Origin of the sequence: Rufibacter roseolus, assembly GCF_017916365.1 — a bacterium.
Lineage (GTDB): Bacteria > Bacteroidota > Bacteroidia > Cytophagales > Hymenobacteraceae > Nibribacter > Nibribacter roseolus.
Window position 1 is genome coordinate 1,354,199 of record NZ_JAFMSU010000002.1, and the last position, 20,242, is coordinate 1,374,440.

Genomic DNA, 20,242 nt, shown 5'->3' on the forward strand with positions numbered 1-20,242 from the left:
GGGCTTCTGGGGCAGCATGGTCTTGGTAGGAAAAGTGCTTTTTAAATAAACTACCCAAAGAAACGTCGGATAGCCCAAAGCACCAAACTGAACAGGATGCTCAACAGTAGCATGGTAGTGAAAGGGGCGAAAATTTTGAAGTTACGCCGCTCCACATGCACATCGCCGGGCAGGCGCCCGAACCATCCTATGCGAGGCCCCGCCAGCCAGATGATCACCCCGATAACCACTATGATCACCCCTAGGATCATGATGTACTTACCAAGCGGCTGTATGTCCATTGGTTCCATTTTGCCAGGTTTATGGTTATACCTGAGTAATTTATAAAAATTTATCAATAAATAATCATATTAATTAACAATCTCTTTATACTTCAATTTGCTTTGGATTGTACAGAAAAGGCGGCCAGAATTTGAACTTAAGAAAGAGAAGAACACCTTCCCATTTCTGGGTTGTATTTATAAAACCGGTGCTAAACGGTTAAGAAGCACTGCTTCCCTAAGAAAGTAGCTGCGGCAGATTACATTACCTGCCTTGGCTGCCTTTCCCTTGGCCCTACTGAAATATTGATATCTTTGGGCAAACAAGAACTTGTTTCCCTAGTTTAAGAACCTTCACCCAGAAAAGACCTGCTCCTATGAAAGCTGTTGGAATCATCCCCGCTAGATTTGCCTCCACCCGGTATCCCGGTAAGCCCTTGGTCATGCTGGACGGGAAATCCATGATCCAGCGGGTGTATGAGCAGGCTACAAGCGCCAACCTGCAGGAAGTGGTGGTAGCCACAGATGATGACCGCATTAGGCAGCACGTAGTTGATTTCGGGGGGAAGGTGGTCATGACGGCGACGCACCACCAGAGCGGCACCGACCGCTGCTATGATGCTTACTCGCAATTGGGTGACGAGTTTGAAGTAGTGGTGAACATCCAGGGCGATGAGCCTTTCATTCAGCCGGAGCAGATAAACAAAGTGCTGGGTTGCTTTGCGCAACCGCAGGACCAGATTGCCACACTTATTAAGCTGGTGCAGTCACAGGAGGAACTGTTCAACCCCAATAGCCCCAAAGTGGTAATAGGCGCGCAGGGACAGGCCTTATATTTCAGCCGCCACCCCATCCCCTATTTGCGCGGCGTGGAGCAGCAGGATTGGCTTAACCGGCATGCCTATTACAAACACATCGGAATTTACGGGTACCGCAGCAACGTGCTGGCCCAACTCACCCAACTGCAGCCCTCCAGCCTGGAGAAAGCCGAGTCACTGGAGCAACTCCGGTGGCTGGAGCACGGCTTCAGGATCATCACCGCGGTGACCGAGCTGGAAACCATTGGCATTGACACCCCCGAGGACCTGGAAAAGGCGCTGCAATACTTAAGAATTAGGAATTTGTAATTGAGAATTAGGAATTTCTGATACACTGCTGACTCAAGACTCAAGACTCAGAACTCAGGACTTGCGCCCCTTTGGGGCGCATCAGCCTCCGGCTTTCTTTGCTTTGTAGCCCAAGTCCAGCAGCAGTTGCAGCACCTTGTCCCGGAAATCGCCCTGGATGGTGATCTCACCGTCTTTAGCCCCGCCGCCTACGCCGCATTTGGTTTTGAGGGTTTTGCCCAGGGTCTGCAGATCACTGTCCTGCCCTACGAAACCGGTGATAAGGGTTACCTGTTTGCCGCCCCGGCTCTTTTTATCCAGCTGCACGCGTAGGTTCTGCTGTTGCGGCGGCAGCGTCTGGATTTCTTCATCCTGCTGGTATTCGTATTCAAAATCAGGGTTGGTGGAGAAGACCACCCCCTCGCGGTTCTTTTTGTTTTTGCTCATGTTTTTATGCTTTGGCCCCCAAAGAGGCAATCACTTCTAACGACTCTGGAAACAACTGCACTTCAAATTCCTTCGCCTGCCCAATGAACTCGCCATCGGCGTGGAAATACTGCGGCTCTTCACTTTGTACGCGAACAGTGGCGCAAGTGTGGAACTCAGCCAAGCCTGAGTGCGCAATCTGTTTGGTCATAAGACCATACCCCAACTGAATGGCCTCAGCCACGCCCACGTGCCGGATAAGACAAACATCCATGAGTCCATCCTGGATATTGGCCATGGGCGCGATGTAGGCGTTGTTCCCGTATTGCGAGGCATTCGCGAAAGCTACCACAAAGAACTCAGACGTAAGCGCCCGCCCATTGATGCTCACCGTTGCCTCATGGGCCTTAAACGACCGGAACTCCCGCACCACCAACTGGACGTAACTGCTCAACCCTCGTTTGGTGCTCTTGGCAAATACAGAACTTACCAGTCCGTCAAACCCGATGCCGGCCGTACAGAAAAACGGGTGTCCGTTGATGGCGCAGGAATCTATCCGGTGAAAGGTGGGCCGGTTGAGCAATGCCAAGGCCTGCGATAGCGCCAGGGGAATACCCAGATGCCGGGCCAGCCCGTTACCCGATCCTTTGGGCAGAATGCCCAGGGCAGCCGACGTGCCTTTCAAACCTCGGGCTACCTCGTTCACGGTACCGTCCCCACCCACGGCCACCACCAGGCGCGCACCATCGGCGGCGGCCTGGCGGGCCAGGTCAGGGGCGTGCCCGGCATATTCCGTGAACACGATCTCGGGCGTCCAGCGGGAAGTATCCAGGTGCTGCGCAATGAGGTCGGGCACCGATATATTGTTCCGCACCCCAGACTTAGGGTTCAGGATAAAAAAGGCTTTCTCCGGGGCGGTTGGTTTTTCCATGGCAAGCAGGGATTTCTTAAGAAAACAAGGCAGACTGCGGGCTTTACTGGTTACCCGGAAAAGGTGCGCAGCCAAGGTTAGTTTCCTTTTATGTTTTAGAGCCGATTTGGTAAAAATACACAAAAAAAGTGGTGCCGCCGGAAGGCAGCACCACTTCAATATATTTTGCTCGGCTAAGAAATTAACCGATACGGGAGATCAGGTCAGCGGCGCGGTTAGAGTAACCGAACTCGTTGTCATACCAGCCTACCACTTTCACCAAAGTACCGTTGGCAGCTGTCTGCTGGGCATCAAAGATGCAAGAGTGCGGGTTACCCACGATGTCAATGGAAACGATTGGATCCTCGGTGTACTCCAGTATGCCTTTCATTTCGTTCTGGGCGGCCTTCTGCATGGCAGCGTTGATCTCAGCCTTGGTCACCTCTCTTTTCAGGATCACGGTTAAGTCGGTCAAAGAACCATCCGGAATTGGAACGCGCATGGCCACGCCGTCTAGTTTACCGTTCAGGTGCGGCAATACTAGGCCAACGGCTTTGGCGGCACCAGTTGAAGTTGGGATGATAGAGTAAGCAGCGGCACGGGCTCTGCGTAGGTCAGAGTGCGGCGCATCCTGCAGGTTCTGGTCTGCAGTGTAGGCGTGGATGGTGGTGATATAGCCTTTCTCAATCCCGAATGCCTCATCCAACACCTTCGCCATTGGGGCAAGGCAGTTGGTGGTACAAGAAGCGTTGGAAACGATGGTTTCCTGGCCGGTCAAGATATCTTCGTTTACCCCTAATACTACGGTTGGGATGTTTCCTTTGGCCGGAGCAGAGATTACCACTTTCTTGGCGCCTGCCTCTAAGTGCCCGCCGGCACCTTTCTCGTCCACAAAACGTCCGGTAGACTCTAATACTACGTCAACGCCTAATTTGCCCCAAGGCAGGTTCTTAGGCTCACGCTCCGCGAACACCTCAATGCGGTTTCCGTTCACGGTAATGCTGCTCTCATCTGCAGAAACGGTTCCGTTGAAACGGCCGTGTACAGAGTCATATTTCAATAAGTGTGCAAGGGTGGCATTGTCCGTCAGGTCGTTAATCCCTACCACTTCTACATTTTCGTGCTCGATCAGAGTCCTAAAGGTAAGACGGCCGATACGGCCAAAGCCATTGATGGCTACTCTTATTTTCTTAGACATTTTACTTAAGGTTTTATTCTGGTTTAACGGCGGCAAGTTACATGTTAAGACAGGCAAAACAAACTAAAAATTTACCGCCTCATTTTGAGCCAATTACCGTTTAAACGCATTTATTTTAACAAAGATGCTTGTCAGATAAAAAACCGCCTTCTATATTTGCACCATCAAAACCGAAAGATGGTCCGTTCGTCTAGGGGTTAGGACACCAGATTTTCATTCTGGTAACAGGGGTTCGATTCCCCTACGGACTACTCAATAGCCTCTCAGTTCACACTGAGAGGCTTTTTTGCTTTTGTACCGTACGCATGCACGTACAATCTACGCTTTCCTCTGTTTTCCTTTACCTCCTAACGGCGGGCCTGAAGGCGGGTGATTTGCTGCGGCGGCTCTAAACTCTTTTTCACTTCAATTAGCAAAACAATTGTAGCTTAAAAGAAATGGGCCCCGCGATATACTACCGCGGAGCCCATCTCTTTTAATGCCCAAACTGGACTAGATCATTCTGCTAATCTTTGCTTTCACAACTTCCATTGTTTGGCGCATGATTTCCATTTCCTGTTGCGCCACCTCCTGCCTGATCAGCCATCTCTGAAGTTTCTTGTTCATCTCATTCAGCTCGCGCTCTTTGGCTGCCAGGGCTAGTTCCTGCCGGTCCAGATCTTTCTGGATATTTTGGTTCAATTGCTCCAACTCCCGAGTGCGGCTAGCCAAGGCGGCTTCCATGGCGGCCTTTTCCTCCAGGTTTTGGACAATTTTGGCCTTGATTTTACTTGCTGACTTTGACATCCACTCAGCTTCCTCCTTAGAGTAAACCACAACGTCCTCGGCATAGTCTACTTCAGACTGGATGTCTTCCAGGTAGAGGTTGCGGGCAAACTGCTGCAATAGCCCCGCGCTGTGGTCCCATTCTTTGGGGGTGTCTCCCTGGCTCAGGCTCTTGCCGCCTATTTCAATTGACCACCAGACAACGGTGCTGTCCTGGCCGCCCGCCACTTTGGAGAAAATGTTGATTGGTTGGCTGCTGATGGTGTCTATCTCCCCCTTTTTAATGGTATAGATTCCCTTTGGCTTATTGGCTTTGTCAAATGGCCAGAAAGATACCCCATTGACCGGGCTTCCGGATTGCTTTTTCAGGTAGGCTTTCCAGGCACGCTCCACTACTTCACGGTCTAATTGGAGGGTGGTGCGCTGTCCCTTGCGGCTGATGCCATTGACTACCATTTCGGATTCTTCTATGCGAGGGCCTTGCGCCCAGACCGGAGCCGATGCTCCCCAGAATGCCGCTAAAAATGCAATTGTGAAAAGTCGAGTAGAAGTTTTCCCCATATTTATCAATTTTCCTTTGTTGATGAATTCAAATCTAACATTATTATCGACATTTCAACAGTATCAGCCAAACTTTTCCAGAATGATTCTTGCAATATATCAACATAACAAAGCCAAAATACAGAAGTCTCCACCCTATCATTATCTGGTTTAATACCAAAAACCTGTACTTGGCATGATACAATGCCGGGCAAAGAATCAGCAAGAAGCATTTCTGGGAAATCAGGAGGCATGTAATGAACAAGCGTTTTGAGCTTGTCCTTAATGAAAGGGAGGTCTGGGCCAAAAACCTGTTTTTGGGGTTGGGGTATACTTAATTAATCAAGAAGGTTTGATTCAGGCCAAGTGGTTAGCATGCTTACTTTTTGCTAAGCGCACGAATGGCAAAGAACAAACACATAAAGCCATTGGTTTTAGGCTCCTTTACAGACCAATTCGGCTGATTTATTCTTTGGGTTTGATGGGGATCCAAATTTCTTCTTCAGAATCTGGGTGGTTGTTCCGGTATTTCTCGCCTAAAATTTCAAAATGTGGCCTAATGTCTAAAGAGTAGTTGGAGTTGGGTAACCAGGAGGAAAAGATGTACTGGAAGATGGAGGTATCAGTGCTCAGGCCTTTGTAATGGAAAACGGCATATAGCCCTTCGGGCAAAATATAGGTTTCCATTCCATTAGGTACCAGGTCAAAGTCTTTGACTTCAATGGTGGCCCATTTCTCAAATTCTCTCTGCAAACTGAAGGTATGGAAATAAGAAGGGTCATAAACCTGCATAGAATACAAGTCAGCGCCTATGCTGTTCTGGATTTCCCTACGTCTTGGCAAAAAGCTTCTCCAGAGTTCACCTGTTCTATTGTCTGCCAATGACATGGCCAACCGCATACCCATCAGCTTCTTCTCAGGTAGCAGGGCAATTCTTGGTTCTATGGTCTCCATGATTTTAATTATGACAGGTTAGTAAAGGAGGTGCGCCTGTGACAATGCCCATATCTACAGAAAGGGTTTACCAAAATAACCTAGTGGGAAAAGCAGTCAAAACAAGGGCTACCTCTTCCAGAGAAGGTTAAGACCAATAGGTTATCCTAACTTTTGCTTTACCTCCTCTACTTCCTGGGGAGTGTTCACATTGATAAGCGCATCTGGGTTTAAGGGCTTGAGCATGTGAATGGGGCTGTTCCTCAGGACTTTTCTGGGGCAGGTGTAGCCTTGCGCCAAAAAGGAAAGCAGGACCAGATAGCTCTTCGGCTCCCAGATGGTGATGAGGGGTTCCGGGAAGCCATCGTGCGGACTCTCAAAAGTAGTGGCAATAGCAGAAACCGCTCTGTTCTCTATGAGGTGCTGCAGAGTCTTGGCATCCAGCAAAGGGAGATCACAGGCAACAACCAACCAGGCGGCATCGGGTTGTTCCCTGAAGGCCGAAAGGATGGCGCCAAAAGGCCCTAGTCCGGTGAAGGTATCGGGAAGATAGCGGTAGGCGTCATTCAAGGAAGCCTGCTGTTCTGGCTGGCAGGAGATAAACACGTACTGGCATAGCTCCTGCAGCAGGTCTGCCACAAAGTAGCGCTGCTCTTTCCCGTGCCACTCCATGGCTCCTTTATCCTGCCCCATGCGCACGCTTTTTCCGCCCGCCAGCACAAGACCGTTCAAGACAGGCGATGCGTTTTGCAGCTGTTTTCTGAAAAATGAGCCGATTTCGGCAGTGTCGGTTAATTTATAAATAGGCAGATCTTGCCAGTTCGATACTGCCTGCTGCACAAAGTCAAACACCTCTGTGACCGAATCTGTAAGCAGGATCAACTGCACGTTGGTAAGTTGAGACACCCTTTTCTGCAAGGAGGCTCTTTTGTTCTCGTCCAGGATGATTACCTGCGCCTTTGCCTGCTGGTGGTTTCCGTTCACCAAAACCACATCCATTGCTGAGAACATCTCCCGGAACCGGAAAGAACTCAATGGCTCCTTATAATTGAATTGGCCGTACGTAATCTGGTCTGTGTACTCGGCCAGGGCACCAGCCTCCAACCGGGCGGGCAAGGTGGCTTCCTCCTCGTCTTTCAGGTGCTGGGCATCTACATACCCGCAGGCATACTCCGGGGACAAGGCCCCAATGATGCTATCGGCTAGGGTCTTGATTGCCCCGCAGGAGGTGCCCAGAAAAGCCCATTCCAGCCGACTGTAATTCCCGTAAGATGGCCGCGCTATATCGCTATGTTTTTTGTGTTCCTGTAAATTCATGCTGCTTAATGCCGCTGGTTTTCTGGTTCTATTACGGTGCGCATGGCCACGTATCTGAAAACCCAAAACCAATTGATGTTGGCTGTTTGGCAATATGCTAATAAAAGAGAAGGTAAGAAACGAATTACCCTCAAAACACACTAAGTGCAGTTTTGAGATAATCAGATACCTGTCTTACTGGAAAAAGGGCAGAAGGAATATTAGGCAAACCATTTTACAAGCTGCAGACCTATTGAGCCTATTATCAGCTACTCTTGCAAAAGATGGCTTTTATGCGACGGGCTTCCATGCATGAGATTGAATTAATGCGGTATTCAAAGAAAATATTCTCCTATTGTTAAACTCAGGGCACAACTTGCAGGACCACCAGGCAGTTTTTGCCAGGGAATAGACAAAATACCATAAATGCGTTTGGGTGCTGTTTTCAGGGAAACGTTGCAGAAAGACACAGGCGCGTTGAATGTGGTTGCCCCTGAAATATTTCTCCCTAGATGGCCAACTTGTTCCAGAAGGAATTGAGAGGGTTTTGTATGAAAGCATTAGTGCTCTCTGAAATAAGCTCATTGTACACGCCATTCCTGATTTCCAGTCTTATTTCAACCAGATCGGGGAATTGTTCGGTGTCCCGAAGGAACTGCAGTTTACCGTCAAGGTGAAAGGCATGGTGGTAGCGGCCTGTTCTGGCGTTGTAGATCAGCTTATTGAAGCGGCCGTTGTTGTTATGCGCTATAAGTTCATCTACGAGGTCAAGTGTGGTTGATTTTCTGCCTTTCATCTTAATATGGAGCTATAATTACCTTATCAAAAACCCAGGAAGCCTTATAATTAGAAAAGGCCCGCTGCGTGGCATTGTGATTTTTAAGGATGCTATATAAACTTACCTCCATTACTTCAATTAAAGGACCAAGGTTTTGCTAATATTCTTGTACCCTGATGATCCATTCTGAAAGGTAGAGGCGATCACTTAAGCAGAGGCTTCCTCCAGAAACCACTGTTTTTAGCCTTTATTTTTCACAAAGGCTAAAAACAGTGGTCCTAATAATAAATTTCATATTCTATAAAATATTATTTATATTTAATATCAATCCCCCTGCAACTTATTAAAGACCTAATAGATGGTAAAAGGTACGCTTTTGACAGTATGCCTTCTAAGTTCCGTCATGCTTGCATGGGGGCAGGATCTTATTACCCGTACCGATGGGGTGGTTTTGAAGGCTCAGGTTCTGGATGTGAAACCCAACCTTATCCGCTTCAGGCTATTCAACGCGGCAGATTCTTTGGTGTACCAAATCAGCCCCCAGGATGTAAGGTCCATTCAGATGGCCGATGGTACGGTTAAGACTTTTACCGCTGCTTCAGCTGCTGCCCCGGCGATGGAAAGAACTGAGACGTCATCCTTCAATTATGAAACAGAATATGGGCGGAACGTTGTTTCCGTTTACCTCCTGGACTTTTTCTACACTAATCTCGCTTTCGCCTACGAACGGATTGTAGCCTCGGGGAAAATAGGCCTGAAATTTCCAATTATGATTGGCTTATCCAAGGAGACGGAGTACTATACAGATGCCTTCCGGGAACAGGTTAATTATGGCTTGGGTCTTGAGGTGAATATCTACCCAGAGCGGCAGGGAAGATTCAGGTACTACTTAGCTCCTGCCATTCATTACCGGTCCTTTGATTTTTATAACTACAACTATCGTAATGGCTCCGAGCCCGGGCTGGACGAGGCATTCATGACTACCCTGAATTTCAAAATCGGGGCTTACTACCAGTTCACCAGGTTCTTCATGGTTTCCGCCGATACCGGAATCGGGTACCGGTTCTTCCATCTACCCGATAATGTAGAAGACACATATTCTTCTTACAACAACAGATTCTTTGTTCCTGGCAACTTAAACCTGGGGTTCCGTTTTTAGCCTAAAATCCTATGAATGACTCAAAAGCAACCCTGTCCGGTCTTCCAAAAATTTTCAGAAACAAGTTTATCCAGAGATGTCTGTCCTGGCTCCTGCTGTTTTCTTTTTTGCCCCTGGCGCTCAGTTGTAATTACTACCGCCTGAAAGAGGAGAAAGACCTCACCCCGGACAAAGTGGCCAGCCTACCCAATTACAAACGGTTTATCCTGCACCAGGACAATAACGCCTGGGAAATAAAGAATCTAGCGGTAAAGGAAACCTCCATGACCGGGACGCTAAGTACTGTGCCCGAAGACCTGCTCCAGTATATTGATCCCAAGCCAGGCTCCGCCAACCGCTACAAAAGGGTAAACCAGGCAGTAGCCCTTAACGTGGTCCACCTATATGTAAATGAGTTCGCAGAGCAAGGCAACCAGGCTATTATCCCGCTTTCGGCGCTTAAACGAATTGACATTGCGGACAAAGACACCGGTGCCACCGTGGCCTCTCATGTACTAGGCACCATTGGCATACTGGCCGGTACCCTGGCCCTTATCACCGTTATTGTGGCGCTCACAAAGAGCTCCTGCCCTTTTGTGTATGTGAAGAACGGCTCCGGCTACCACTTTGTAGGCGAAACCTACGGAGGGGCCATCTTCTCTCCCCTGGAGCGGGACGACTACATGCCTTTAACTGGCCTGGAGCCCACCGACGGAAAAGTGCAGTTGAAAATCACGAATGAACTGAAAGAGCGCCAGTACACCAACCTTGCCGAGTTGCTGGTGGTGCAGCACCCAACCGGCACCCAGGTACTGCTGGACCAAAAAGGACGGCCCCACTCCCTGACGCAGGTACTTCCTCCCCAGAAAGCCATTACCTCTGCAGGTCAGGATTACACCCAGGTTTTACAAACCCGGGACTCCGCGGCCTTTTACTTCAATGATGCAGGGGCAAATTCCAGTTACGTAGATCTCCAATTCCCCAAACCGGCCGGCAGTTCAATGGGCAAACTGGTCTTGCACGCGCAGAACTCCCTTTGGCTTGATTACCTCTACGGTGAGTTCATGAAGCAATTCAAAGGCATTTACAACCGCTGGGCCGTAAAGCAAAAAGACGTTCCGGCCGCTGATTTGTACAAGTGGCAGCGAGAACAAGGCATTCCGTTGCTGGTAGAAGTAAAGACTTCTGAAGGTTGGCAGGAAGTGGAGCGGATACAACCCATAGGTCCTCTCGCCAGCCGCGACTTGGTGGTGCCAATAGATCTAACCAAGATAAATAGTCCATACGTGCAGGTACGGCTGTCCTGCGGCTTCATGTTCTGGGAGGTAGACAGGGTTGGCATGGACTTCACCCCAAACGAACCTTTGTCTGCGCAGAAAGTACCGGCTGCCACTGTTATTGAGAAATCAGGCCAGAATGTTAAACACCTTTTAGCCGACTCAGATGCCCAATACTTAAAACAGTTTTCAGTGGGTGATGCGGTAGAACTCACCTTTCACTTGCCCAGGAAAGCCGGGGCGCAATCCCAAAGCATTTTCCTGCATACGCGCGGCTACTATGAGCACCTAAGGGATTATACCGGCATCCCCAACCTGTTCACCCTCCGGGACTTTGAAAAACCCGGGCATTTCATGCAGTTCTCCCGCCAAAGGTATAACCAGCTAGCAGAGGCCAATAATTTCCACAACTTAGTTACCGCCTATGCCAGCGCCCAATAAACCACTCTCCCGGGAGATTCTTCCTCAGGAGAATGAAGTGCCTCTGACTGGCTCAGAACCGATTTCAACCTCCGGGTGGAAAGCAAAACCTGTGCTGTTAACCCGTTGGCAGAGTTTCTGGGCCATGCGGCGAATCAGGTGGCATTTGCTGAAACTTATCCTGAAACAGGTACCGCATCCGCTGAAAGCCATCAAAGCCTTACGAACTTTAGCTGCCATCCGGAAAAGGTTTCTGGGTAATTCCCCCTTCAAGAAGGTGGCCAAGGTTGACGGGCGCTATTATTATGAGTACAACACGCCGGGCTGGCCTTCCCAAGCCTATGATGATTACCACCTGGCCGAGTTAAACCGGATCATGCCGTTCCAGGACAAGCCTTTTGCGTTCAAGAACGTCATCATGGCGGTGACTAAAAAATGCGCAATGCGCTGCGAACACTGCTTTGAATGGGACGCTCTCAATGGCAAGGAGAAGCTTGCGGTTGACAACCTGCAAAACATGGTGCGGCAGTTCCAGGAACAAGGCGTGGCCCAGCTGCAATTCTCGGGTGGCGAACCGATGCTCAGGATGCCTGCACTGCTCTCCGTGCTAAAATCCGCTAAACCTATCACCGATTTCTGGGTCCTTACCTCGGGGCACCTGTTCACGTTGGAGAATGCCCAGACTCTAAAAAAAACCGGGCTCACGGGCGTTACTATCAGCCTGGACCATATCAATCCCCACTTACATAACCAATTTAGAGGCTTTGGAGAGGCTTACGCATGGGTGGAAAAGGCGGCGGAAAATGCAGCAAGCGTAGGATTAGTAGTGGCAGTATCCCTGTGCGCTACCAAGGCCTTCGTCACTCAGGAAAACCTCATGGCCTACGCCCAACTGGCAACCCGCCTGGGAGCCGGTTTCATTCAGGTACTGGAACCAAAAGCGGTAGGACACTATACGGGTCAGGAAGTTGGGCTTGCTCCCCACCAACGTAAAATGCTGGAAGACTTCTACACCAACCTCAATTTCAACTCGGCCTACCACCATTTGCCCATGGTGGCCTATTATGATTTCCAGCGTCGTCGCGCCGGGTGCGCCGCCTCCGCAGACCGCCACGTGTATGTAGACACCGATGGTCAAATACAAGCCTGCCCCTTCTGCCAAAAAACCATCGGCCACACTCAAGCCGCAAACTTCCAATCCTCCCTAGCTTCCCTGCGGCATAGTGGCTGCCCTATGGCACCCACCCAATAGGTAATCACTTCTTTCTTATAATAAAGCTTCAGCTCCTTCCATTCTTTATAGGCTAGTTGAACAAGTAAATTCTTGTTCAACTATAGCTTGAAGTCACTTTTAAGAAAACAGCCGAGAAACACATATCTCAAAAATATTTAACCACTACTCTCTTATTGTAATTTACCTGTTCTTAATTTGCTTTCACTAATAAATAGATTATATTCGCTATATAATATTATATTAAAAAAAATAATATTACCAATATTCATTCTTTTGGAACTATATGATAGCAATCAGGTGTATTCGCATAAGGAAGGCCTATAAAATATAATCATATTCTTTTTTTATGTAACATTACAATTAGTAAACTTTGATTTCAGAAATAGAGACTTTTTGTTTCTGAATTCTGCTTTAAGTACTCCCCCTCTTTTCACCTCCCCCTATTAAGTAGCTTTCCCATTATCATTATTTTGCTTCCGGCATCTATTGTCCAGGGCAAACCATACCCATAAACCACTATAAACAAACTCTTTAACCTAACCTAAATTTGAAAAGCTCAACTAACCAATACCAAATTTCAACTTGCAACTCATATAACTCAACCCTCAAAAGCTTTCACTTACCGAATAAAAGGATAAAATTTTATTAGCAGGTTTAAATTTGTACAAACCGAATACCAAATCATATCAACCCTTTTCATCTAAACAAAAATCATATGAATGTAAACTTACTTGCAATGGCAAAGGCAAACGCCAGGCGATACGGTATCCTGCTTTGCCTTTTGATTTTAGGCACGGTTGGCGCATTTGCGTTAGGCGATGCCTATGTAGACGCAGGCTTACCCGCTCCTTCAGTAACTTCTGATAAAGATGACTATGCGCCAGGGGAAATAGCTCATATCACAGGATCCGGCTGGACCTTGGACAGTGTGGTTCATGTGGAGTTTAAGGAGGAGCCAGATTATCCAGATTATCACGTCTATGATGTAGTTGTGGACGCTAATGGGAATTGGAAAATTGATTATCAAGTGGAGCAAAGACATTTAGGTGTGAAGTTTACTGTTACATCTACAGGAAAGCAGAGTAATTATGCAACAATTACAACCTTCACTGATGCCAATATTACTAGCATATCGCCTTCTTCCGGATTACCCTCAGGAGGCTATCAAGTTGAAATAACTGCGAGAAATTCATTTAGTACTGGTGGAGAGCCATACAAAGTTTTCTATGGGACAACACAAGTAGCCATAGGAACTATAATAAGTGGTGATGTATTGTCTTTTACAGCACCTGCAAGAATTAGTGGAACTGAAGTTACTATTACAGTAAAGGATAAGAATAACAAAGACGCAGCTGTAACTCCAGTAACAAATGGACCAACTTTCAAATATTTAAAAGGTTCTGCAAGTGTAACCTTGTCCAATCTAAATCCAATATACAACGGTAATCCTATTTCTGCTACCGCTACCACAACGGCCACTGGAGCAAGTAGCTTTACTTTTACTTATGCTCCAATAAATAATAATGTATTAGGTACAGCGGTGTCAACGCCACCAACTAATGCAGGGTCATACCAAGTGGTTGCCACTTTGGTAAACAATGACTACACCGGTTCAGATACTAAAATCATGACCATTGGCAAGGCCGGTGCCACCATCTCCCTTTCCAACCTGGCCCACACCTACAACGGCTCGGCCAAGGCCGCCATTGCTTCGACCTCGCCGGCTGGCCTGAGCGGGGTGACCGTCACCTACAAGCAAGGTGAGACTGTTGTGGCTTCGCCAACCAACGCCGGCGACTACACTGCATCAGCCACTTTGGCCAACGCCAATTATAAGTTGGTGGATTCTAAAGGTACCGATCTACCCGCTCAAACTAGCACCCTAGTAATCGAGAAAGCCGCTGCCACCATCTCGCTTTCTAACCTGGCCCACACCTACAGCGGCTCGCCAAAGGCGGTCACCGCCACCTCCTCGCCTGCAGCAGCCGGTGTGACGGTAAAATATTTAAAAAATAACGCCGAGGTAGCTTCATCAGAAGTTGTTGGTGCTGGCTCCTACAACGTGGAAGCAATCACCACCAACGCCAACTACAAACTGGTGGATGGCAATGGCGCGGCCATCGCTAAGCAAACCGGAACCCTTATTATCGAGAAGGCTGCTAACACCATTTCCTTCACTAACCTAGGCACCAAAACCTTCGGTGACGCAGCTTTTGATCTGACCGCTTCATCCACCTCCGGTGCTGCTGTAACCTTTGCAGTAGTAAGCGGTCCGGCTTCGGTGAGTGGTTCTAAGTTAACCATCACTGGTGCAGGCAGTGTAAAGGTAAAAGCCTCTTCTGCTGAAACCGCCAACTACCTGGCTGCCGCTGACGTTGAGCAAACCTTCACCGTGAACAAAGCAAACGCTACCTTGGCTCTGGCCAACTTGGTTCACGTTTACAATGGGGAGGAGAAGAACGCCACCGTTACTACAACCCCAGCGGGTCTGTCTGGCGTGAGCGTGAGCGGCTCCGGCACCAATGCCGGTGACTACGCTGCCGCCGCCTCTTTAGACAACCCTAACTACCAGGCCGATCCTGTTAGTGGTACTTTGAAGATTGAGAAAGCATCTTCTGCCGTAGCCATGAGCGATGTGACGGCTACCTACGATGGTGAAGCCCATGCCGCTGCTGCAACTGCAACTGGCGCTGGCAACCTGAGCACTACCTCCAATATCACTTACAGCTATGTGGGCACGGGCTCAACCACCTACCCGGCCAGTGCAACTGCGCCTACCAATGCTGGCACATATAGCGTAACGGCAACCTACACCGGGGACACCAACCACACCGGCAATAGCAATACTGCTACCGTAACCATCAACAAAGCAACCGCTACATTAGCCTTAAACAATTTAACCCATAATTATAATGGTTCTGCTAAATTGGCCACGGCTACTTCTTCGCCAGTTAACTTATCTGGAATAAGCATTAGCAACAACGGAAAAACCGATGCTGGTTCTTACAAAATAATTGCTTCATTAGACAACCCGAACTATACTGCTCCTGATGCTTCTGGTACTTTAGAGATAGCTAAAGCTGACCAGACAATTAGCTGGACTGCTCCAACTGCTATCACCTATGGCAAGCCCATATCTGCTGCCCAACTTAATGCTACAGTAGCGGGTGTTGAAGGAGGATCGGCTGCTGGTGCGTTGACTTACTCAGTTGAAGCCGGCACTATCGTAGATGCTGGCACGCATACCTTAACGGTGAATGCCGCTGCCACTAATAACTACAATGCGGCTACTAAGACAGTTAGCTTAACAGTGAACAAAGCTGAACAGGTGATTACCTGGTCTGATCCAGCTAACATTGTTTACGGTACACCTTTGTCCGGAACGCAGCTCAATGCTACCGCATTAGGTGGTGCTACTTTGACTTACTCGCCTGAAGCAACCACGGTATTAGGTGCTGGCACTCGTACCTTAACTGTAAATGCTGCCGAAGCTGCTAACTTCAAGGCTGGCAGCAAGTCAGTAGAAATTATTGTTGAAAAAGCGACTGTGTCGCCCGTTTGGACAGCAGGAACTTTAGAGCAAACCTATGACAACAAGGTAAAAACAGTAGTAGCTACTACTACACCTGCTGGCTTGACTTTGAGTTATGACTTTGGCTCAGCAACTCCGAAGAATGCTGGTAGCTACCCGGTTACAGCAACTATTATTGATGACAATTATTCAGGAAGCTTAAAAGGTACCCTGGAGATTGCTAAAGCAAATCAAACCATCACTTTTGCTGAAATTGAAGATAAGACTTATGGTGATGCAGCTTTTGCCATCAGCCCAAGTGCCTCTTCTAACCTTCCAGTTAGCATCTCCACCACAGGAAACATAAGCTACAATGAAAGTACTGGTAAAATCACTATTAACGGTGCTGGTCCTGCCAGTGTAACCGCTACACAGTTAGGAGACGACAACTACAATGCTGCTTCCTCTGTAACCCATAGCTTTAAGGTAAACAAAGCCAATCAGACTATTACAGTAGTTACTTCTGCTCCAGAAAAAGCTGTTTACAACTCCACCTTTACTGTAGAAGCTACTGCATCTTCTGGTCTGCCTGTAAGCTACGGTAGTGCCGGTAAACTTAGCAACGTTGGTGCGCAATTCACAATGAACTCAGGCACTGGAACAGGTACTGTTAGCTACAGTCAGGATGGTGACGACAACTACAATGCCGCGACTGTAATAACAGAAACTGTAACGGCGGAGAAAGCCAATCAGACCATCACCGTAACAACTGCTTCTCCGGCCAGTGCCGTTTACAATACCAGCTTCAAGGTAGAAGCCAATGCCACTTCTGGTTTGGCAATTGAATACAGCAGCTCTGCTCCATTAAGCAACATCGGTGATACCTACACCATGAACTCCGGAACTGGAACAGGGATTGTGAAATACAACCAAGCTGGTGACGACAACTACCATGCAGCTCCTGAAGTTACGGCAAATGTAACTGCCCAGAAAGCTGCTGCCACCATTACTTTAACTATGGCTGATCTGTCGCAGACCTACAATGGTTCCGCTAAGACTGTAGGTTACAGCATTAGCCCTGCCGATGTAACTGGCGTAAGCGTAACTTATAGCCAAAAGGGAGCAGCAGTTTCTAGCCCAACCAATGCAGGCTCTTACGAGGTTCTGGCTTCGTTAACAAATGAGAACTACAGCGGCTCCGCAGAAGGTACCTTGGTCATTGCCAAAGCCTCTACTAAAACGGAAGTTGTTGCTAGCGATGCCATCTATAACGGATCTGCTCATGAAGGTTCTGCCACTGTGGAGGGCGACGGCGGTTTAAATCAGTCTATCACCGTTTATTATGCCGGTGTAGCACCAACTGTTTATCCTTCTTCTACCAACGCCCCAGTTAACGCCGGTACGTATTCCGCAACAGCTTCCTATGCTGAATCAGCTAATTATCTTGGCTCATCGGACGAAAAAGAATTCACCATAGGTAAAGCTTCCTCCATAACTGAGGTTACCGTTCCAGTTGGTCCTTTCACCTATACTGGAAAGGCACAAACGCCAGCAACGGTAAAAGTAACCGGTGCAGGTAACCTGGAACTGACATCTACTGCCACTTACGTTAATAACATTAACGCTGGTACTGCCACAGCAAGCTATACCTTTGCTGGTGACGATAACCACACAGGGTCTGAGGACAGCAAGTCTTTCATCATAGAAAAGGCCTCCTCTGAAACAATTGTTACCATCAATGGCGGCCCGTTCACCTATACCGGCTTACCCATCACCCCGGCCACAGTTGAGGTGACCGGAGCAGGTGGCCTGAGTTTAACACCTACGGCAGAGTATAGTAACAACATCAACGCTGGCACCGCAACCGCCTCCTTCTCTTTCTCTGGCGATGAAAACCACACTGGCTCAGAGGGCAGCAAGACCTTCATTATTGGTAAGAAAGCAGCTTCTGTAGTAGTAGCTCCAAAAACAAAGGTGTATGGTGCTGAAGATCCTGATTTCACTGGTACCCTGACTGGTTTCATTGAAGCAGATAAGGTGGTAGCTACCTACAGTCGGGTAGCCGGCGAAACAGTTGCCGCTGGTCCATACCCTATCTCTGCTACATTATCTCCTGTTTCTGCATTGGGCAACTATGATATCACCAACACTCCGGCTACGCTGACCATCAGTGCCCGCCCTATCGCTGTGAAAGCAGATGACAAGCAAAAGACCTATGGAGATGCAGATCCTGAGTTGACATATGCCATTACCGCCGGCTCTCTGGTGAACAAGGATGCCTTTGCAGGCGTACTTTCCAGAGCTGAGGGCGAGAAGGTAGGCTCCTATACCATTGACAAGGGAACTCTGGCTTTGGGCGATAATTACGACCTTACCTTCCAAGGCGCCAAACTGACTATTGGTAAGAAAGTCGCATCTGTGGTAGTGGATACCAAGACGAAGGTGTACGGCAACAATGACCCAAGCCTAACCGGCACCCTTACCGGCTTCCTGGCCGCTGATAAAGTAGTCGCCACTTACAGCCGCGCTACCGGCGAGAATGTGGGCACCTATGCCATCACAGCAGCCTTGGCACCTCAGAATGTGCTAGATAATTACGAGATCACTAACACTTCTGCTACCTTTAACATTACGAAGAAGGCTGCTTCAATTACTCCAATTGCTAACAGCAAGACCTATGGTAGCTCTGACCCAACCTTAACCGGTAATTTAGCAGGCTTCTTGACTAGTGACAACGTGACAGCTACTTATAGCCGTGCCACGGGCGAGACGGTAGCGGGAGGTCCATACCAAATCTCTGCTACCCTTGCTCCAGTTAGTGTCCTGGGCAACTACGACATCACCTACAACACGGCCAATTTTACAATCGGCAAGAAGGCAGCTTCTGTAGTTGTAGCTGCTAAAACGAAGGAGTACGGCGCTGCAGACCCTGAGTTTACAGGCACACTAACCGGATTCCTGGCCTCTGACAATGTGCAAGCTGCCTACAACCGCGTTGCTGGTGAAACTGTTGCCAATGGTCCATATGCCATCTCTGCTTCGTTGACTCCCGCCACTGTGTTGAGCAATTACGAGATCTCCAATACCCCAGCTACCCTTACTATCACTAAAAAGGCCCTTGTGGTAACTGCACAAAATACAAGCAAGTATTGCGGACAGGCTAACCCAACCTTCTCCGTAACCTATGACGGATTTGTGAATAATGAAGGTTCAAGTGTATTGGGTGGAACATTATCCTACTCTACCACAGCAAATGTTAGCAGTGGACAGGCTATCTATGATGTTACTCCTAGTGGATTAACTTCTAGCAACTACGCTATTACCTTCAAAAATGGCGTAATAACTGTAAATGGAGTAACAATAGATGCATCTGCAAGCGGCAACCCTGTCCCAGTAGGTACGGCAGCAAAACTCTCTGCAACTGTTTTCCCTAAAGTTTCTGACGTTCAAATCACATTCAAGCTGGATGGTGTTGTTAAAGGTTCCGCTTTAACGGATGCCAATGGAGTGGCAACACTTCAGGTTACAGGCCTGACCGTTAATGTATACCAGGTAGAAGCATCTACAGGAAGCGGATGCGGTTTGTCTACAGCTTACCTTCCGGTTTATGATCCAACAGGTGGTTTTGTGACAGGTGGTGGCTGGATTAACTCTCCAGCAGGAGCCTATGTAAAAGACCCAGCAGCAGTGGGTAAAGCAAACTTTGGCTTTGTGTCTAGATACAAAAAGGGTTCTACTGCTCTGGAAGGCGAAACCGAGTTCCAGTTCCAGGCAGGTAACTTGAAATTCAATAGTACCTCTTATGAAGCAGCAACCCTCGTAATCAGCGGAGCCAAAGCAAGTTATAGAGGTGTTGGAACCATAAATGGTACAGGTACTTATAAGTTCACATTGAATGCTATTGATGGTCAAGCCTCTAGCGCTGGTGGCTCTGATAGGGTACGTATGAAAATTACTGATGCAGCAGGAGCTACTGTTTATGACAACATGATTGGCGCTCAAGACAATGCAGATATAAGCACGGTTACAAATACCACCCTGGGAGGAGGATCCATCGTAATCCATGAAGTTAAAACCACTACTAAATCTTCCAGCGCCATTGCGGTGGCTGAGTTGCCGGTTAACCAAGAGGTGAAGTTCACTTCCTACCCTAACCCGCTCACAGACGAAGCTTCAGTTGAGTTCAGTGTGGCCCAGGATGAAGCGTACAGCCTTGATATCTATGACATGAAAGGTTCACTGGTTAAACAACTGCAGAAAGGCAAAGCAAAAAATGCTGAAACCATCACTGCCAAGTGGGATGCCAGATCCGCAAATGTTGGGGTATACATCATCCGGTTGACAAAAGGAAATGAGGTGAAAACTTTGCGGGTAGTCCGTCAATAACCTTTCCTTGCCTTAATAAGAAAGCCCCTTGCAAATTTGCAAGGGGCTTTCTGCTTTATGAAAG

General features: G+C 48.2%; 14 protein-coding genes and 1 tRNA gene. 6 read left to right on the plus strand and 9 right to left on the minus strand.

Features of this window, described 5'->3' with window-relative positions; all coding sequences use genetic code 11:
* Positions 1-50: 50 nt before the first annotated feature.
* A complete protein-coding gene (locus J3P35_RS14590) occupies positions 51-290 on the minus strand; it encodes a DUF2905 domain-containing protein (protein WP_246850226.1) in 240 nt (79 codons plus the stop codon).
* Positions 291-637: 347 nt separating this feature from the next.
* Here J3P35_RS14590 and kdsB point away from each other — a divergent pair, with 347 nt between their 5' ends.
* A complete protein-coding gene (gene kdsB, locus J3P35_RS14595; RefSeq protein WP_210465308.1) occupies positions 638-1,387 on the plus strand; it encodes a 3-deoxy-manno-octulosonate cytidylyltransferase in 750 nt (249 codons plus the stop codon).
* A gap of 81 nt (positions 1,388-1,468) precedes the next feature.
* On the opposite strand, the gene J3P35_RS14600 is transcribed toward kdsB, so the two are convergent.
* The 3 genes from J3P35_RS14600 to gap form a co-directional block, all read right to left on the minus strand.
* Positions 1,469-1,813: a translation initiation factor gene (locus J3P35_RS14600; RefSeq protein WP_210465309.1), complete on the minus strand. Its 345-nt coding sequence runs from the start codon at positions 1,811-1,813 to the stop codon at positions 1,469-1,471.
* 4 nt (positions 1,814-1,817) lie between these two features.
* A complete protein-coding gene (locus J3P35_RS14605) occupies positions 1,818-2,723 on the minus strand; it encodes a diacylglycerol/lipid kinase family protein (RefSeq protein ID WP_210465310.1) in 906 nt (301 codons plus the stop codon).
* A gap of 181 nt (positions 2,724-2,904) precedes the next feature.
* Positions 2,905-3,900, minus strand: coding sequence for a type I glyceraldehyde-3-phosphate dehydrogenase (gene gap / locus J3P35_RS14610; RefSeq protein WP_210465311.1), 996 nt, complete (start codon positions 3,898-3,900; stop codon positions 2,905-2,907).
* 179 nt (positions 3,901-4,079) lie between these two features.
* On the opposite strand from gap, the gene J3P35_RS14615 reads away from it, so the two are divergent.
* Positions 4,080-4,151: transfer RNA gene (locus J3P35_RS14615), tRNA-Glu, on the plus strand.
* Between the two features lie 241 nt (positions 4,152-4,392).
* Here the strand turns inward: J3P35_RS14615 and J3P35_RS14620 are convergent.
* The 5 genes from J3P35_RS14620 to J3P35_RS14640 form a co-directional block, all read right to left on the minus strand.
* Complete coding sequence (locus J3P35_RS14620; RefSeq protein WP_210465312.1) at positions 4,393-5,121, minus strand: hypothetical protein; 729 nt, start codon at positions 5,119-5,121, stop codon at positions 4,393-4,395.
* 110 nt (positions 5,122-5,231) lie between these two features.
* Complete coding sequence (locus J3P35_RS14625; protein WP_210465313.1) at positions 5,232-5,459, minus strand: hypothetical protein; 228 nt, start codon at positions 5,457-5,459, stop codon at positions 5,232-5,234.
* Positions 5,460-5,670: 211 nt separating this feature from the next.
* Positions 5,671-6,159 (minus strand): GyrI-like domain-containing protein, encoded by a 489-nt coding sequence (locus J3P35_RS14630; protein ID WP_246850227.1) that lies wholly within the window; start codon positions 6,157-6,159, stop codon positions 5,671-5,673.
* 141 nt (positions 6,160-6,300) lie between these two features.
* Complete coding sequence (locus tag J3P35_RS14635) at positions 6,301-7,455, minus strand: NTP transferase domain-containing protein (RefSeq protein WP_210465314.1); 1,155 nt, start codon at positions 7,453-7,455, stop codon at positions 6,301-6,303.
* A 487-nt stretch (positions 7,456-7,942) separates the two neighbouring features.
* Positions 7,943-8,230 (minus strand): hypothetical protein, encoded by a 288-nt coding sequence (locus tag J3P35_RS14640; RefSeq protein ID WP_210465315.1) that lies wholly within the window; start codon positions 8,228-8,230, stop codon positions 7,943-7,945.
* Positions 8,231-8,615: 385 nt separating this feature from the next.
* Between J3P35_RS14640 and J3P35_RS14645 the strand changes: the two genes are divergently transcribed.
* The 4 genes from J3P35_RS14645 (at position 8,616) to J3P35_RS14660 (ending at position 20,178) form a co-directional block, all read left to right on the plus strand.
* Positions 8,616-9,371 carry a hypothetical protein gene (locus tag J3P35_RS14645; protein ID WP_210465316.1) on the plus strand — a complete coding sequence of 252 codons (756 nt, stop codon included), beginning with the start codon at positions 8,616-8,618 and terminating at the stop codon, positions 9,369-9,371.
* Positions 9,372-9,382: 11 nt separating this feature from the next.
* Complete coding sequence (locus tag J3P35_RS14650) at positions 9,383-11,068, plus strand: hypothetical protein (protein WP_210465317.1); 1,686 nt, start codon at positions 9,383-9,385, stop codon at positions 11,066-11,068.
* Between the two features lie 91 nt (positions 11,069-11,159).
* A complete protein-coding gene (locus tag J3P35_RS14655) occupies positions 11,160-12,299 on the plus strand; it encodes a radical SAM protein (protein WP_210465318.1) in 1,140 nt (379 codons plus the stop codon).
* 697 nt (positions 12,300-12,996) lie between these two features.
* Positions 12,997-20,178, plus strand: coding sequence for an MBG domain-containing protein (locus J3P35_RS14660; protein ID WP_210465319.1), 7,182 nt, complete (start codon positions 12,997-12,999; stop codon positions 20,176-20,178).
* Positions 20,179-20,242: the final 64 nt, after the last annotated feature.

Coding starts and splice junctions, on each gene's coding strand:
- J3P35_RS14590 (WP_246850226.1), bottom strand. CDS start 290: ATGGAACCAATGGACATACAGCCGCTTGGTAAGTACATCATGATCCTA.
- J3P35_RS14645 (WP_210465316.1), top strand. CDS start 8,616: ATGCTTGCATGGGGGCAGGATCTTATTACCCGTACCGATGGGGTGGTT.
- kdsB (WP_210465308.1), top strand. CDS start 638: ATGAAAGCTGTTGGAATCATCCCCGCTAGATTTGCCTCCACCCGGTAT.
- J3P35_RS14635 (WP_210465314.1), bottom strand. CDS start 7,455: ATGAATTTACAGGAACACAAAAAACATAGCGATATAGCGCGGCCATCT.
- J3P35_RS14625 (WP_210465313.1), bottom strand. CDS start 5,459: ATGCCTCCTGATTTCCCAGAAATGCTTCTTGCTGATTCTTTGCCCGGC.
- gap (WP_210465311.1), bottom strand. CDS start 3,900: ATGTCTAAGAAAATAAGAGTAGCCATCAATGGCTTTGGCCGTATCGGC.
- J3P35_RS14600 (WP_210465309.1), bottom strand. CDS start 1,813: ATGAGCAAAAACAAAAAGAACCGCGAGGGGGTGGTCTTCTCCACCAAC.
- J3P35_RS14630 (WP_246850227.1), bottom strand. CDS start 6,159: ATGGAGACCATAGAACCAAGAATTGCCCTGCTACCTGAGAAGAAGCTG.
- J3P35_RS14650 (WP_210465317.1), top strand. CDS start 9,383: ATGAATGACTCAAAAGCAACCCTGTCCGGTCTTCCAAAAATTTTCAGA.
- J3P35_RS14660 (WP_210465319.1), top strand. CDS start 12,997: ATGAATGTAAACTTACTTGCAATGGCAAAGGCAAACGCCAGGCGATAC.
- J3P35_RS14605 (WP_210465310.1), bottom strand. CDS start 2,723: ATGGAAAAACCAACCGCCCCGGAGAAAGCCTTTTTTATCCTGAACCCT.
- J3P35_RS14620 (WP_210465312.1), bottom strand. CDS start 5,121: ATGGTAGTCAATGGCATCAGCCGCAAGGGACAGCGCACCACCCTCCAA.
- J3P35_RS14640 (WP_210465315.1), bottom strand. CDS start 8,230: ATGAAAGGCAGAAAATCAACCACACTTGACCTCGTAGATGAACTTATA.